The following is a 13559-nucleotide window of genomic DNA, read 5'->3' as shown; positions in this document are numbered from 1 at the left end:
TTGTTAGCCATTTAGTGGCGCGACACTTGCGGCAGCTTTCACCCGATTTCAAAGATGAAAAACCCGCCGGAAGGTGATCCCGGCGGGCTGCGATGGTCCGTGAGGTTGAAGGTGGTCAGGCGACAAGCCTCAGCTTCGGATCGAATGCCGTCGCAGGCTCACCGATGATCCGCCGCAGCTCGGCCGCGAGGCCGTCGAGCACGGCGCGCTTCTCTTTCATGCGGCTGCTGTGATTGTAGACCTTGCCGGTGACGGTCGGGACGGTCACGTCGCCCTTCCTGCTGACGGCATGGTCGAGGCATTTGGCAATGGCGGCATCGTCAAAGCCAAGATCGCCCGCCAACGTCGCCGCCGTCCGCCGCAGATCGTGGGGCGTGAACGGCCGCAGGCCAAGCAGCTCGCAGATGCCCCGCGTTTTGGTCTTGGTCTTGTGCGTCTCATGTTTAGTGCCCCGCAGAGCGGCGGCCATCGCCTTGCGATGGATCGGCTGACCCGGATAGACGGGGCTCTCAAACACGAACTGCTGATCGTCGGAGGCGAACGCTTCCTTGATGATTTGGACTGCAAGGTCGGACAGCGGCTGCTGGATCACCCGCCGCTTCTTGACCCGCTTGAGCGGCACGTCGAAGCGCGGGTGCTCGCCATCGAGATCGAACAGTTCGTCTCGATGCGCGCCGAGTAGCTCGCTCGACCGCAACATGGTGACCAGCTCGAACTTGAGCGAAAGGCGGGTCCGCCGTTCCCATGGCATGTCGGCACGGTCGAGACCGTGCCAGAAGATGCGGATTTCGTCCTCAGACAAGACCCGTGTGCGGGGATGCTCCGGGTCGAGCTTTGGCAGGTTGATGCAGGGGCTGGCGGTTACGTAGTCGCGGCCCGCTTCCGCCGCCCAGTTGAACAGGCCGGACGCCGCCTTGCGCATGTGGCGCGCGTTGCTGACCGAGGGCACGCCAAACTTGCCTGCGACAATGTCGTTCGACAGGGTCGCGATGTCGTGCTTGGTAACCTCGCTCGCGATCTTCTTGCCGAGCCGGACCCCGAGGAAGCGGCGCAGGTGGCTCGCCGTATACTCCCACGCTTCCAGCCGGGGCCGCATCTCGCCGTCTGGCTTCTTGACAGGCGTTTTCATCCAGTCGATGCGCTCCTCGATGATCTCGGAGACGGTTTTGCCGCGTTTGGCCTGCCCAGACTTCTGGTCGCGGAAGGTCTCCGCGAGCGCGGCAGGGCCCGACCCCTTGAGGGCATAGACCTTGCTGCGCGCGTCCTCGACGGTGAACGTCTCCGGGTTGAACGTGCCAAGCCATCCGGTGCGCTGCTTACCGGTCTGCCTGTCGCTGAACTTGAGCGAGAAGGTTGCGACGCCAGCCGTTGTGATGCTGACGTAGAGGCCGGGGCATTTGCGGTCGTAGATTTTGGTTCGCTCGCTGACCCGCTTTTGACACATGCGGTCGGTCAGAATGACGCTTCGCCTCCGCGCGCGTGTGGAAGCGGCGGCGGTCGTTATCGTAGTCTCGCTCATGGTTTCAGGCTCCTCGAAGGGTTTGGACCATGGGCTCGGCTCTCGCTTTCAGTCTGTCGTGCGGACGCTGAAGGCGTAGGGCCGGGCCCTGATTTTGGCGAAATGCGCTGAAAGCCGATGAGATAGGGTAACGCAAAACCCCTTTGTTTGTAGGGTTTTGTTGATTTCAGCCGGTTTCACCGGCTTTCAGAATATAGACGTGTGGTCCTGGCGCCCGGAGTCTGGCGTCAAGTCGTGCGGTGATGCGGGCGGCCTGACCGGGCCCTTCGCATCGGTGAGCTGCAAGGCGACGGGGGCAATAGTGCATCGCTCCCCGGGGAGAGCACGACATAAGCCGTTAAACCACTGCGCAGGGAAAATAAATTGTCCGGTGAAGCTGTGTAGAGCCGTGTGGAGTCCTCAACTTATTGAGGATGCTCGGGGTTCTGCAATAGGCTTTCACACGCCTCCATAGGGCTCCACGCACGCAATCGCGACACTTCGCGAGACACCGGGACACGATTATGGCACGCAAGGTCAGCTTCAGTGCACTCGAAAGCCGCAATGCACGGCTCAAACTCCCAAGCCGCCGCAGGCCGTATAGCGGTCCGTCGCTGGCTCGCGGAATCCTGCTGATGTACCGGCGCAACGTGGGCAACGGCAGTTGGGTGTTGAAGGCATCGGACGGCAGGTGCGGATATTGGACGCAGCGTATCGGGGACGCTGACGATTACGAGGTTGCTGATGGCAAGAACGTGCTGACATTCCATCAGGCGCAGGACGTAGCGAAGAAGTTGGCGCGCGGCGAAGACGGGAGCCTGGACACTGCGCCGATCACGGTCGATGTGGCGCTGAAGGATTACAAGCGCGATCTCGAGGCGCGCGGCGCCAACCCCTACAACGCCGAGCACCCGCGCCTTCATCTGACAAGCGTGCTGGTATCTAAACCGGTGGCGCTGCTCACGGCCACGGAGATGAAGAAGTGGCGTGACAGCCTGCTGGGCGAGATGGCGCTGTCCACCATCAATCGGCTCTGCCGATGTGTGTCTGCCGCGCTCGCGCTGGCGGCGCAGCATGATGACCGGATCAAGAACCATCAGGCTTGGGAAGTGGGGCTGGCCGGTTTGCCGGATGCAACGGAGGTGCGCAACGTCATCCTCCCGGACGACAAGGTGCGTGCGTTCGTCGCGACCGCCTACGGGCTCGATCATCAATTCGGCTTACTGATCGACACGCTGGCGGTCACCGGCACGAGACCGAGCCAAGCCGTGCGCCTACGCGTCGAAGATCTGCATGATCATCCCGTCCGCCCGAAATTGATGATGCCCAAAAGCGCTAAGGGCGGTGGCAGAAACCGGGCGCAGAAGAAGGGCGAGCGTTACAGCGTGCCGATCACGGTGCAGCTTGCCGCCAAACTGAGGGCAGCAGCGAAGGGCCGCGCCGGCGATGCGCCCTTGCTGCTGCAGCGCGACGGCCTGGCTTGGGGCAAGGCTCCGGGGCAGAATTGCCATCGTCAGGTTGACAGCGTCGTCAAGGCCATTGGACTCGATCCCGCCGAGGTGACGATGTACGCACTTCGCCACTCGTCGATCGTCAGGATGCTGCTGGCGAACGTGCCTATCCGGCTTGTGGCATCCCTGCACAACACCAGCGTCGCGATGATTGAAAAACATTACTCGAAGTACATTACCGAGTACTCCATAGAAGACATCGCGCGCGTCGGACTCTTGTCGGAACCTTCGCCAGCCGCCGACAATGTCGTCGCGCTCGCAGTGTAACAAAATTGACAATTTTCTGCGAGTGAATCGGTAATGCCAAAGAAAGCCGTCAACTGGCGAGAGCGCATTGCTACTACCTTGGGTGGCTTGCCTCGTCGGGGCCGCCCCACCGGACGCCGAACCGGCACGAAGCCAGGCAAGCGCAGCATTCCGCAGGCGTGGCGCGATGAAAAAAAAGAATCAACGGACCTCCGCCTCAGCCAACCATGCCCGCCGTACGTCACGCCATCGTCGATCTCATCCTTCGGCCGCCGTCTCAACGGTGTCCATACTGCCGAAAAAAATCCTTGAAAAACACTGGCGCAAACAGATTCTGCCAAAGTAGTGCTAGAATACCGGCCGCCGAGCTGCTCGACCTAGATCGTGCGCTTCTTGGTGGCCCGCAGCTGCGGACGTAATAGCCGTATCTCTGAACGGCTGACCTGATTTCCGTTGCTCACTCTGAAGACTCTTTGTCTGCTCTTCCGCCACTCATGTCTCGAACTGAGCGTCGGTATCGCAGAGCCTTTGCTTAGAACGAGCAACTCGCGCTTATCATTGCGATAGACATCAAACACTTTTCGCCCCCGCTGATTATATTGGCATAGACATGAAATAAGACGGACCAGCGTAATATCTCGAAGGTCTGCGCGGGTTGTAAATCTGCAACGCTCGCCACTTTGCTTCACCGCGTTCCGGATCGGGAACGAGCGCGTCATCCGGCAACGGCCGTTGCAGCGCCTACGCCTCGCGCATTCAGATATCTTCATCGGGTCGTTAGGATCGCGGGCATCCAGCCTTCGGCTGGATGAGCTCGAAAATTGCATTTGGCACTGTCGTCAGGAAGCCGTAGGCCCCGATGCGGTCCCGGCACCGGCTTGGACTTCGTGACGCGATCTCTGTTGAGCGTCGTCCAGATGCCATTTCTCGGGGCCTCAATTCAGCCTTTCATGATAGTTATCGACGCGGCTCCTCATGTTTCGGCAGCAAACTGAACCCAATGCCGGTGACGAGATAGACAGCATCGCTTTCATCCACGAGTACGTCGCCGATCGTCATGGTTGTATGCTGTAGTCCTTTGCTCTGAAGCAAATCGAGACCTTCACCGTTCGGTGACCAGTTCTCCGCTCGCATGCGAGACAATGCATTTTCCTGACTATCGGCTTCGATATCCTTCAAGTGAACATGAGTAGCCGAGAGGTTATTGGGATTGGGCGAGCTACCAACGACATCGCGAAGAAACGATGGCTTCATAAACCAGATTTGATACTTCATCGTATGCCCCTTTTTATAGCTTGCTTCGTTCGCGCGCATAAGGCGGAGGGGATCTCGAAAACCGAGCATCCGCTTATTCCAAGCCTCGCACACGAGCCGGTCGGCTTGCTTGCGCGCTTCGCCGCCCACTCTGCCGCCGCCCGGACCGAGCCGCCGTAATTGGTGTCGCGTGATTTCGTCTCAGGTGCTAGGGATTGCGGTCGAGGGCTCGCCGGACACAATGGGCTACTACGCAGTGCGCTTGCCTACCCTCACGCTACCTACTGCCGCTTGTCCGTTGCGCCGAAGGGCGCAATCCACGCTCGTTGCCACTGCTCCGCTAGCTTCATCCACACTTCGACTGGGTTCGCTGCTGTAGCTGGACCTGTTGTGAGACCCGGCAAGGATGTGAGTTTTGACAGCATCGCCGATGGTGACGCGGTCATCGGGTTCGGCAATTTGAGCTGCTCTTCCCAAACGTCCATCATTTGATCCATCGTCTTAACTTGGATTTCGGCAACGCTTTTCAATTGTGTGCGGGCGGCATCAACGATCTGCGTTGGCCACCCAAGTGTCTTCGCGGCCACCGCCATCTGGTCGAGGACGCGCTCGCCATTTTTCTGGTTCGTGTCGGCAATCTCGTTTCGCCAAGTGGCCAATGCCTTCAAGGCTGCGTTCGCGGCTTCTTGAGCCTCTTTGGTGAGCCCGGAGGCGGCCACAGGATCGAAGGCGCGAGGTTTGGTCTCAAAGAAGCTCACAGACATGACCTGTTCTCCTTGATTGACTTCCCACCCTGCTGAACGCTTTCACGAGGCACCCGAAATCGCTTGATGCAGATCAAGGGAATGCTGGGCGAACGGGGTTGACCAAGTGCCAAAGTGTTCACTCAAATATTGTACGGGCCGAGTTCGAACGATACCGCCTTTCGAGGTGACGTAATGCAGCATCAGCGGCGCACCTTTGCAAACCGTGCCGGAGCTGATGTTGATAATGTTGCCGTACTTCCCGGCGATCATCGCTGGCGCAGCATCTAGTGCTTTGGCGGCTCTCTCTCTCCGATACGCTCTGCGGCTGCCAAGAGGAGCATCGTCAGCGCAAACCCCAACATGATCGCAATGAGCCATCCGAGCTTGCTGCTGTCCGCGTTGTGTTCGATATCCAGGAACCATTCCAGCACATTCACTGCCGCGATGGCGACAATGGATGCGAGCAGCCTCTGCTTCAGGCCCGAGAAGCCGACGTTCGCCAGGCCGGCTGGCCAAGCCGGCCGCCGCTGCACGTCAATTGGTGCCTGGAAGTTCTCGTAGCTCGAGCAAATCACAATCACGATCAAATTGGCCGTGAGAGCGACGTCAACCAGCTTCAGGCTTCCAACAATGATTTCGGACGGATCGGCGATCCGGGCGCGCGCGAAAAAATCGAACAATTTCAGCACGAAGTTGTAGAGCAGTCCCGCGAGGGTAAGTATCAGGCCAAGCAGAAATGGAGCAATCAACCAGCGGGAGTTTGCAATGATTGCTTCGAGCGTCAGGCGCAAGCGATCCAAGACAAACTCCCTGCGGTTGTTTGACCCCGAGAGGCCCTTTGGGCTGGGACACAAATTGCCAGAATTGACCTGTCACGCCCATCACAAGGTAGCTGACAGAAGAATTGCGGTCGTGAGGGTGGCGATGCTGGCAATTGTACTCACGATTAAGGTTGTTCCAACCCGCACGGACGCAACATTGTAACGGATCGCAAAGAGAACGCCGAAGGCACCGGAGGGGACCGCCATCAACATGACCGCGATACGCGCGTCCGCACTATCGAGCAGCGAAATCGCGAGCAGTGCTGTCATCAGCGGCTGCAGCACGTTCTTGATCATGGCTGCCACCCCCACATCTGTCGTGAGCCGAACTGGCTGCGCGGACAACACCAGACCGGTGAGAAACAAGGCAGTTCCGGACGCCCCCTGGCCGACCAGGGCGAGCGTGCTGTCGAGTAGCGACGGAGGCGACAGGCCGAGAAGCGACCACGCGAGCCCGAGCAGTGGCGCGATCACGATCGGCTTGGCCAGCGCAGCTTTGACGACGGCCGTGACATTGCGGCTCTTGCCGGCCCCAGACTCCAACAGCAGAAGGGTAAGCGGTGTGACCACGATGGCTGCCACGGCCACCGTGACGGCCACCGAGACCGAGGCCGATTTGTTGAACAGGGCGACGACGATCGGAAGACCGGCGGATCCCACATTGGGACCGGATGCGGTCAATGCGATCAGTGCGCTCTCGCGCCGGTCGTCGCCGAACACGCGGGTCTGTACAAAGTATGTCATGCCATAGGCGAAGAGCATCGCCGCCAGCACCACCAGCGCGAGCCGAGCCTGGTCGATCATGGCCTGGCGCGATGCCTGTGCCATCGCCGTAAACAATGCCGCCGGCAGCGCGAAATCCATGACCAGCACATTGAGCGAATCGACGTTGCGGTTGTCGAACTCTCTTGTCCGACCAGCCGCATAGCCGAGCGCCATGACAAGGAACACTGGCGCAAGCGAGGCGAGGATGGTCATGGTTTCGGTCATGGCGTGTTCCGGCTTGGTGCATGCGCATTGGAAAGGCTGACCCTTACCGAGCCGCCATGACCGGCAAGTGCGCTCGCGAGCCAGCCATGGATGATCACGAGGCCAGTGCCGGCGAGCAGCGAGACCAGGACGCTGAAAATGGCGTTCCACAAGCTTGGCGAGATCAGGGCATCGACCGTGAACGCTCCGGGCGAGAGACTGAGACAAGCAAATGTCGAGGCGAATCCGTAAAAGGCCGCCGGTACGATGCAAAGCGATAGCATGCGCGAAGCAGTCACAATCAGGAACGAGGCGATGCCGGCAACGGCCGGCGTCAAGAGTGTTGCATTCGCCGACGGCCCGCGAACCGCAACGATGAGGGCAACCAGCCATGCCATGATGCAGCCGAATGCGAGCGCGGATGACGAGCGTACCGCCGCCTGCCGGGTCGCCCCGGAGTGGTCGTAACTCGCCCAGCCGATAAAGGCGGCCCACACGAACAGGGCAGGAAGCTGTGAAAAAGCGAGGACAGAAGCCGCGGCAACGAGCGCCGCGGCAAGGGCTGCTGCTGTCAGGGGTGGCAGGTTCATTTGATCACCCTTTGTCTGGACTTGACTGCCTTCAGTTCACGATCCCTGATCGAATGCTCAGGTGATGATGTGCCTTTTCGAGGCATGCACCGCGATCAGGCGGCGACGCTGGTCGGCTTCGTGCTCTCGCTAACCGGCATGCCGGGGTAGAAGCTGGCAAGCCAATAGACGATGGCGTGACGCGCGGCCGCCGAGTTTCCGAGCTGGCAATGCTGTTCCGCACCTTCGCGCGCCGTGAATATCCGCGTCGTCACGGACCGGGCGCAGACGAGCTCGCGCATGGTCCGATGGACCCAGCTGACATCGAACAGATGATCCTGCTCGCCCTCGGTCAGCAGGATGTCCTGCTTGACGTTGTGCAAGATTCCGTCGAGCGAGTGCTTCGCAATAGCCGTCAGGAAATCGAATGGCGTCTTGGTGCCGGTGATGTGCATCCCCTGGACAACACACCATTCGAAGACGGAGCTCGGCAGGCGCTCCTGGGCCACGATCTGCTCGGTCCCTTTGCGATCGCCGGCGTTGAACCGCGAGATCAGATCCTGCGCCTTGCCGGGCCGCATTTGCTTCAGTGTCATGTCGAGACCCGAATAGGAGGTGGGCATCGAGATGATGTGCTTGATGCGGGGCTCGAACGCCGCCGCCCGGATTGACATGTAACCTCCGCAGGAGGCACCCAGCCAATCAACGGCATCGAGCTCGAAGTAATCGATCGCCGCCTTGGCGGGCTTTTCCCACGCGTGGTCCAGATAAATTCCCTGCCGCAAGGCACCGCCCTGGCCGGGTCCATCGAAGGCGATGACGGTAATTCCAAGATCGGTCAGGGGCAGAAGGAAGTTATAGAACTCCTCGACGAATGAATCGTATCCACCGGTGAAGATGAGCGTACTGCGTTCCTTGCCTTTTGCCTGAAGCCTAAAGCCCGGGAGATGACCGCCGGGATACGGGATCACGACGCGCTCGTAACCGGCGACTCCTTTCATGCCGAGCGCCCAGTTGCGCGCGAAGTCGTCGTAGAGGCCGTTGCGCACGTCGCCGGCGGGCAAATAGAACTCCGCGCCGTGATAGTAGGAGGCGGCGTCCAGATGCCGCTTCTCGGCTTCCGCCCTTTTGGCAACTTCCAGCCAAACCGCATACCAGGAATCGTAATCCTTGATGCGCGGCGCGATCGCGCCGAGTTCCTTGAGGCGCGCCGGTGACGTACCGTCAAGCAGCGGCCGGTTAAAGGTGTAGTTCATCCCGGGGTCGGGCAATATTTGAATGAAGGGCATCGCGTTCTCCGTCGGGTAGGATTAGTTGCCGCTAAACGATTGACCCGAACCGGTGTTGACGCCATATCAATGTGGGCACCATCCTGTTGCCGAAAACGCAACACCATCGGAGGTCCAGAACATGGATTTCACGGCCCTTCGCTATTTCAGCGCCACGGCCCAGGCCCGCTCGATCCGCGCGGCATCGGACCGGCTTCATGTCTCGCCATCAGCCATCAGCCGACAGATCGCAAAACTCGAGCACGAGCTTCGTGCGCCGATCTTCGACCGGCGCGCCCAGGGCATGAAACTTACGGCGGCCGGAGAAATCCTGTTGTCGAAAATCGATGGCGTGATGCGCGAGTTCTCGCGCGTCAAGTCCCACATCGCGGCATTGCAAGATCTTCAGGCTGGAAATGTTGATGTCTATTGCTTCCAAACCGCGATCGAGAGCTTTGTGGCGCCGGTCCTCAATCGTTTTCACGTGCAATATCCGGATGTGACCTTCCACGTCAGAATGAGCAGCACCGACGAGGCAATAGAGGCACTAATCGCGGGCTCTGCCGAGATCGGCATGATCTTGAATGCTCCGGCCCGCGACAACATCACGAGACTGGAAGTCTTCCGCGACAGAATGGTCGCAGCTTTGTCACCCACGCACCCCCTTGCCGGGCGAAAGTTGCTGTCGCTGCATGAGCTAGGTGGTTTCCCCTTCGTCCTGACCGAGCCGTCCTTTGGTCTTCGCCAGCAGCTTGATCGTGTTTTCGCAAAACATCGATTTGAACCGAACGCATTTTGCGTCACCAACTCGCTGGCTCTCATCAAGGAAGTCGCCGGGATTGGCAACAACTGCACTCTGCTGCCGCGATTTGCGATCGAGCAGGAGTTGGCGGCCGGCTCGCTCAATTCTGCGGGCGTGAGGGAATTTGCGTCGGATCCGCTGGTCTTCTGCATTTGCTCTCTCAGCGACCGCTCGCTGTCACCGGCAGCCAAGGTCTTCATGGACATCGTGGTCGACTATTGCCGCCGCTACCGCCATTGAGGTAGTGTCGATGGACCGGGCGCGGGCCTGGTCTGCATTTTTGGAAATTGTGCATTAGTTGGCAGTGTCTCTTCCTGGAACGGAGGAGAGCTATCATGCTCCGACGCCGCAAATTCCTTCAGCTCAGTGCGGCCAGCATCGCCGCATCCGCAAGCCGCGTGGTCGCCGCGCCGGCCTCCTATCCGAACAGGGCCGTTTATTTGATCGTCGGCTTTTCGCCGGGCGGCAACACGGATATCGTGGCGCGCCTCGTCGGGCATTGGCTGTCGCGGCAATTCGGCCAACCCTTCATTGTCGAGAACCATACCGGTGCCGCGACGAATATTGCGACCGAACAGGTCGTGCGCGCAGCACCTGACGGCTACACACTGCTGGTCGCTTCGGCAGCGAATGCAATAAACGCAACCCTCTACCGAAATCTGAAATTCAACTTCATTCGTGACACTGTCCCTATCGGGATGATCGCCAGCACGCCGCTCGTGATGTGTGTCAATCCCGCATTCCCTGCACAGTCGGTCACCGAGTTCGTCGCAAGGGCAAGGGCTGATCCGGGCGGATTGAACTTTGCGTCGAGCGGAGCAGGCAGCCCGCCGCATGTCGCGGCCGAGCTGTTCAAGATGATGACCGACATCAAGATGCTGCACATTTCGTACCGTGGCGACGCTGAAGCCATCACCGATCTGCTCGGAGGGCGCGTTCACGTCTACTTCGCCACCCTGCCTGGAGCGATCGGATTCATCAAGACCGGGGCTTTGCGCGCGTTGGCCGTCAGTGCCGCAGAGCGCTCTCCGTCACTGCCAGAGGTTCCCGCCATGGCTGACTTTCTGCCCGGTTATGAAGCAGCCATATGGAACGGTCTCAACGCGCCGAAGAGCACCCCAGAGGTGGTCGTCCTGGAGCTCAATCAGGCGATCAACAGGAGCCTCGGCGATCCGAAACTCGCGGCACGACTCGCCGAGGTGGGTGCGAAGGCCGTCCCCGGCTCTCCCGAGGACTATTCCAGGTTCATTGCCAACGAGACCGAGAAATGGGGACGGATCGTCGATTCAATAGGCGCACGCCTGGAATAGTGTCACGTCTCTTTGAACCATTCTACACGACAAAACCCAACGGCATTGGAATGGGACTAACAATCTGCCGTTCAATCGTCGAAGCCCATGGCGGACGCGTAGCCGTACGGCGAGTTGATTGAGTTTGTTCTAGTCGAGTGCCGAAGCCGCGCCCACGCATCAGCGGCAACACCGTTTGCTGCTGACGGTGCCATCCTGACTGAGCCAGCGCCAATAAGGGCGGAAGAGGCAAGGCGATCAAGATGCCTTCGCGCTCATCCCAATTCACGTTCCGGATCGCAGGGTCCTTCGCACCACAGCCACATCGGCCTCGAGCATTTCAAGTTGGCTCGCCAGACCGCTGAACGTCCGGCTTATGTTCGTCAGACGAGAAGCTCGTCTTGCGGAAATTCCGGCCTGACCCGCTTGCTCTCTATATGCGGATGCAATCGAACGATACTCATCAGCAGGCATTGTGCGGTGGGTCATACGCGGCGTCTGCCTCAAGTCCGACCAGCGTCGCACCGTGCAATAATTTCAATGAACCGTATTACGGAGCTTCCCAAGGTTACGCGCCCTGGCGAGAAACGACGATTTCTCGAAAGTGTGAGACGGCAGATGTAAAGTCCGACATAGTGGGTCGCTGCAGCCGGCCCGCCAATTGTCTGCAACCGTCCTGTATCGGCTCGATACTCGGGCCAGCTCGACCAGCTTGCGCGCTGCGGCGGCGTGCCATTCGGGCGCATCGTGCACCTTGGGCGGCAGAGCAGCGATGTACTCGCCGGCGTCGCGCAAGGTCAGCAGCTTGCGGTCGGCGATCTCAATCGGACCTTCAAAACAGCGGCCCCAGCCTCGATCGGTCATTCAGCCTAGCCCCACGCCCGTTCGGAATTAAGGGCTTTTTTTCACGAGTCATGCTATTTTATTCCCAAAATCAATTGCCAGGGGAGGACCGCAATGCTCGCGGAAAAATTCTTTCTGGTTCTGGAGACGATTAAAAGTCACTCGTCCGATGAGGGTGTGAGGATTGTCAGTTCAACGCCGCAAGTCCCGGCGAAGCTGCCAACCAAGAAATGAAGCGCGGGGCAGCCTCAGTTGGCGGCCTCTGCATTCAAGACCCGGACATAGGTGCCGCTCTCGTGCAGCTCGAGCCAGCCGCGCTCGACCGCCATCTTGATGCCCGCACCGAACTCCGGGCCGGTGGCTTTCAGTGTGTAGAGGAACGGCGCGTTGATCTTCTCGATATGGATTCGGCCGTCTTGGACGGGCTCAATGCCAGCGGCGATCTCGATGAGTTGTCGTGCGGCGGCCTCGGGGGTGGCGAAGGGGCGTTCGGCGGTGAGTTTCATGAGCGGGCCGACACAAGTCTTAGAACGCCCGCAGCGGCAACGACAACTGCACGCCAAGCGCCCGCCCGGTGAAGCGCTCGATGAACTCCTGCACCGCCACGGACACCTCGCGCCCTTCGTCGGCCACGCGCTGCGACAGCTCCTCGGCAACCTCTCTCGATGCGTCGCGTGACCAGCCCTCGGCCGTATTGAACGCGACCACGCGCAGCGGCAGGTCGTATTGGCCGGTGAGGAGATCGCTCATCACGGTGCGGTAGTCGGTCCGGTCTTCGTCGCTTTCGCGCCAGGCCGGGCCGCTGCTGAAATCCTCCAGCACCAGATAGATATCACGATCGAGCCGATCGGAGGGGGTGATCGAAGGCGACTTACGCATACGCAACTCCCTGGACCAGAGTCCAAGGTAGGGCAGCACCTCGCGGATTGCGAGTCAGTTCAGTTTGGTCTCGGACTTGTCAGCTCGGCAATCGCGTGGAGCGTCTCGTCGAGCATCTCGCCCCGCACGACTAACCCACCGGTGCAAGGGCGCTCCCCTCTAACCGGCGCCCGATCAACTCCGCTTAGGAAGGCGTCGCTCAATATCCGCTCCGGGACAGGGGTGCGCTTTTCGGGATCTGCAAATGCCGTCAGAACTTCACGAACTATACGTTGGTATGTCGCCACAGTGCTTTCCATTTCTTGCCAAATTTTGCCGGTCAAAGATCCAAAAAAACAACGGAACATCACGGAGGCACATTGTGACGATCAAGAATATCGTCGTTCCTTTGAAAGTTGAGTATCTGCAGAAGGCCGCAAAGGAGCGCGGAATCTCGCGCTCTAAGCTTGTGCGATTTGTGATGGAGAAGGTCGTGAACGACGAACTCGTTCCGGCGATTCTCGGTGAGGACGACCTTTCGAACGCCGAGCCGTCCCCGCAAAGGTATCGACGTTTTCGAGATCGCGTAGACGGGACCTAATCTCGAGACGAGGCATCATCAGCGCTTCGATAGCTTGCGCTGGCTCCAATACGGCTTTTTCTGGCGGGGAGCGAACTCTTGGACCTGATCGCTGTTCAAGGCTCGCATGATGCCGATCCGGGCAAACATCGTCGGGCCGCCTTGCTCGGCCACCAGGATCAGCGCTTCCATCGCGGCTTGCCATTCCGGCCGATCGTGTACAGCCTTCAACGCCGCGATGTGTTCGCCAGCGTCGAGCAGCGTGACCAGCTTTCTCCCGTCTGGCAACGAGATCGGTTCATCGA

The 13559-nt window shown here is 59.7% G+C and carries 15 protein-coding genes and 3 pseudogenes; 6 read left to right on the top strand and 12 right to left on the bottom strand.

Going from position 1 to position 13559, the window contains the following annotated elements:
* Nucleotides 1-115: 115 nt before the first annotated feature.
* Nucleotides 116-1519, bottom strand: coding sequence for a tyrosine-type recombinase/integrase (locus tag SO180_RS33970; RefSeq protein ID WP_449383181.1), 1404 nt, complete (start codon nucleotides 1517-1519; stop codon nucleotides 116-118).
* A 503-nt stretch (nucleotides 1520-2022) separates the two neighbouring features.
* Here SO180_RS33970 and SO180_RS33965 point away from each other — a divergent pair.
* Nucleotides 2023-3276 carry a site-specific integrase gene (locus SO180_RS33965; protein ID WP_449383180.1) on the top strand — a complete coding sequence of 418 codons (1254 nt, stop codon included), beginning with the start codon at nucleotides 2023-2025 and terminating at the stop codon, nucleotides 3274-3276.
* A 751-nt stretch (nucleotides 3277-4027) separates the two neighbouring features.
* Here the strand turns inward: SO180_RS33965 and SO180_RS33960 are convergent.
* The 7 genes and pseudogenes from SO180_RS33960 to SO180_RS33930 all read right to left on the bottom strand — a co-directional run.
* Nucleotides 4028-4177, bottom strand: a pseudogene (locus SO180_RS33960) (SOS response-associated peptidase); the annotation flags it as partial.
* 35 nt (nucleotides 4178-4212) lie between these two features.
* Nucleotides 4213-4659 carry a hypothetical protein gene (locus SO180_RS33955; protein ID WP_449383179.1) on the bottom strand — a complete coding sequence of 149 codons (447 nt, stop codon included), beginning with the start codon at nucleotides 4657-4659 and terminating at the stop codon, nucleotides 4213-4215.
* Nucleotides 4660-4790: 131 nt separating this feature from the next.
* On the bottom strand, nucleotides 4791-5273 hold the full coding sequence (locus SO180_RS33950; RefSeq protein ID WP_449383178.1) for a hypothetical protein: 483 nt from the start codon (nucleotides 5271-5273) through the stop codon (nucleotides 4791-4793).
* 266 nt (nucleotides 5274-5539) lie between these two features.
* Nucleotides 5540-6055, bottom strand: coding sequence for a YqhA family protein (locus tag SO180_RS33945; protein ID WP_449383177.1), 516 nt, complete (start codon nucleotides 6053-6055; stop codon nucleotides 5540-5542).
* Between the two features lie 81 nt (nucleotides 6056-6136).
* Nucleotides 6137-7066, bottom strand: coding sequence for an AEC family transporter (locus SO180_RS33940; RefSeq protein ID WP_449383176.1), 930 nt, complete (start codon nucleotides 7064-7066; stop codon nucleotides 6137-6139).
* Nucleotides 7063-7635: a DUF1097 domain-containing protein gene (locus SO180_RS33935; protein WP_449383175.1), complete on the bottom strand. Its 573-nt coding sequence runs from the start codon at nucleotides 7633-7635 to the stop codon at nucleotides 7063-7065. The genes SO180_RS33940 and SO180_RS33935 overlap by 4 nt, the downstream gene beginning before the upstream one ends.
* A 95-nt stretch (nucleotides 7636-7730) precedes the next feature.
* Nucleotides 7731-8903, bottom strand: coding sequence for an alpha/beta hydrolase family protein (locus SO180_RS33930; RefSeq protein WP_449383174.1), 1173 nt, complete (start codon nucleotides 8901-8903; stop codon nucleotides 7731-7733).
* Nucleotides 8904-9024: 121 nt separating this feature from the next.
* Here SO180_RS33930 and SO180_RS33925 point away from each other — a divergent pair.
* From SO180_RS33925 to SO180_RS33910, 4 genes and pseudogenes are all read left to right on the top strand, one after another.
* Nucleotides 9025-9198 (top strand): annotated as a pseudogene (locus tag SO180_RS33925) (LysR family transcriptional regulator); the annotation flags it as partial.
* Between the two features lie 18 nt (nucleotides 9199-9216).
* Nucleotides 9217-9924 carry a LysR family transcriptional regulator substrate-binding protein gene (locus SO180_RS33920; protein WP_449383211.1) on the top strand — a complete coding sequence of 236 codons (708 nt, stop codon included), beginning with the start codon at nucleotides 9217-9219 and terminating at the stop codon, nucleotides 9922-9924.
* A gap of 158 nt (nucleotides 9925-10082) precedes the next feature.
* Complete coding sequence (locus tag SO180_RS33915) at nucleotides 10083-10994, top strand: tripartite tricarboxylate transporter substrate binding protein (RefSeq protein WP_449383173.1); 912 nt, start codon at nucleotides 10083-10085, stop codon at nucleotides 10992-10994.
* Nucleotides 10994-11116, top strand: a pseudogene (locus SO180_RS33910) (ATP-binding protein); the annotation flags it as partial. The gene SO180_RS33915 and the pseudogene SO180_RS33910, both read left to right, overlap by 1 nt.
* A gap of 394 nt (nucleotides 11117-11510) precedes the next feature.
* Here the strand turns inward: SO180_RS33910 and SO180_RS33905 are convergent.
* The 3 genes from SO180_RS33905 to SO180_RS33895 all read right to left on the bottom strand — a co-directional run bounded on the left by SO180_RS33905 (nucleotide 11511) and on the right by SO180_RS33895 (nucleotide 12695).
* Nucleotides 11511-11837, bottom strand: a complete 327-nt coding sequence (locus SO180_RS33905) for a hypothetical protein (RefSeq protein ID WP_449383172.1) — start codon at nucleotides 11835-11837, stop codon at nucleotides 11511-11513.
* A 227-nt stretch (nucleotides 11838-12064) separates the two neighbouring features.
* Nucleotides 12065-12322: a hypothetical protein gene (locus SO180_RS33900; protein ID WP_449383171.1), complete on the bottom strand. Its 258-nt coding sequence runs from the start codon at nucleotides 12320-12322 to the stop codon at nucleotides 12065-12067.
* Between the two features lie 19 nt (nucleotides 12323-12341).
* On the bottom strand, nucleotides 12342-12695 hold the full coding sequence (locus SO180_RS33895) for a hypothetical protein (RefSeq protein WP_449383170.1): 354 nt from the start codon (nucleotides 12693-12695) through the stop codon (nucleotides 12342-12344).
* A 361-nt stretch (nucleotides 12696-13056) separates the two neighbouring features.
* Here SO180_RS33895 and SO180_RS33890 point away from each other — a divergent pair, with 361 nt between their 5' ends.
* The gene (locus tag SO180_RS33890) at nucleotides 13057-13275 is read left to right on the top strand and encodes a hypothetical protein (RefSeq protein WP_449383169.1); all 219 of its coding nucleotides are present in this window, start codon (nucleotides 13057-13059) and stop codon (nucleotides 13273-13275) included.
* An 18-nt stretch (nucleotides 13276-13293) separates the two neighbouring features.
* On the opposite strand, the gene SO180_RS33885 is transcribed toward SO180_RS33890, so the two are convergent.
* Nucleotides 13294-13559 (bottom strand): hypothetical protein (locus tag SO180_RS33885; RefSeq protein ID WP_449383168.1); only part of this gene is annotated, 266 nt, incomplete at its 5' end.

It is taken from the genome of Bradyrhizobium sp. UFLA05-112 (assembly GCF_053572325.1).
Note: the sequence above shows the minus strand (reverse complement) of the source record. Positions and strands in the feature narration are given on the sequence as shown.

What these genes read in the sequence shown, in the direction of transcription:
- SO180_RS33970 (WP_449383181.1), bottom strand. Translation starts at nt 1,519, where the DNA reads ATGAGCGAGACTACGATAACGACCGCCGCCGCTTCCACACGCGCGCGG.
- SO180_RS33965 (WP_449383180.1), top strand. Translation starts at nt 2,023, where the DNA reads ATGGCACGCAAGGTCAGCTTCAGTGCACTCGAAAGCCGCAATGCACGG.
- SO180_RS33950 (WP_449383178.1), bottom strand. Translation starts at nt 5,273, where the DNA reads ATGTCTGTGAGCTTCTTTGAGACCAAACCTCGCGCCTTCGATCCTGTG.
- SO180_RS33940 (WP_449383176.1), bottom strand. Translation starts at nt 7,066, where the DNA reads ATGACCGAAACCATGACCATCCTCGCCTCGCTTGCGCCAGTGTTCCTT.
- SO180_RS33935 (WP_449383175.1), bottom strand. Translation starts at nt 7,635, where the DNA reads ATGAACCTGCCACCCCTGACAGCAGCAGCCCTTGCCGCGGCGCTCGTT.
- SO180_RS33930 (WP_449383174.1), bottom strand. Translation starts at nt 8,903, where the DNA reads ATGCCCTTCATTCAAATATTGCCCGACCCCGGGATGAACTACACCTTT.
- SO180_RS33905 (WP_449383172.1), bottom strand. Translation starts at nt 11,837, where the DNA reads ATGACCGATCGAGGCTGGGGCCGCTGTTTTGAAGGTCCGATTGAGATC.
- SO180_RS33900 (WP_449383171.1), bottom strand. Translation starts at nt 12,322, where the DNA reads ATGAAACTCACCGCCGAACGCCCCTTCGCCACCCCCGAGGCCGCCGCA.
- SO180_RS33895 (WP_449383170.1), bottom strand. Translation starts at nt 12,695, where the DNA reads ATGCGTAAGTCGCCTTCGATCACCCCCTCCGATCGGCTCGATCGTGAT.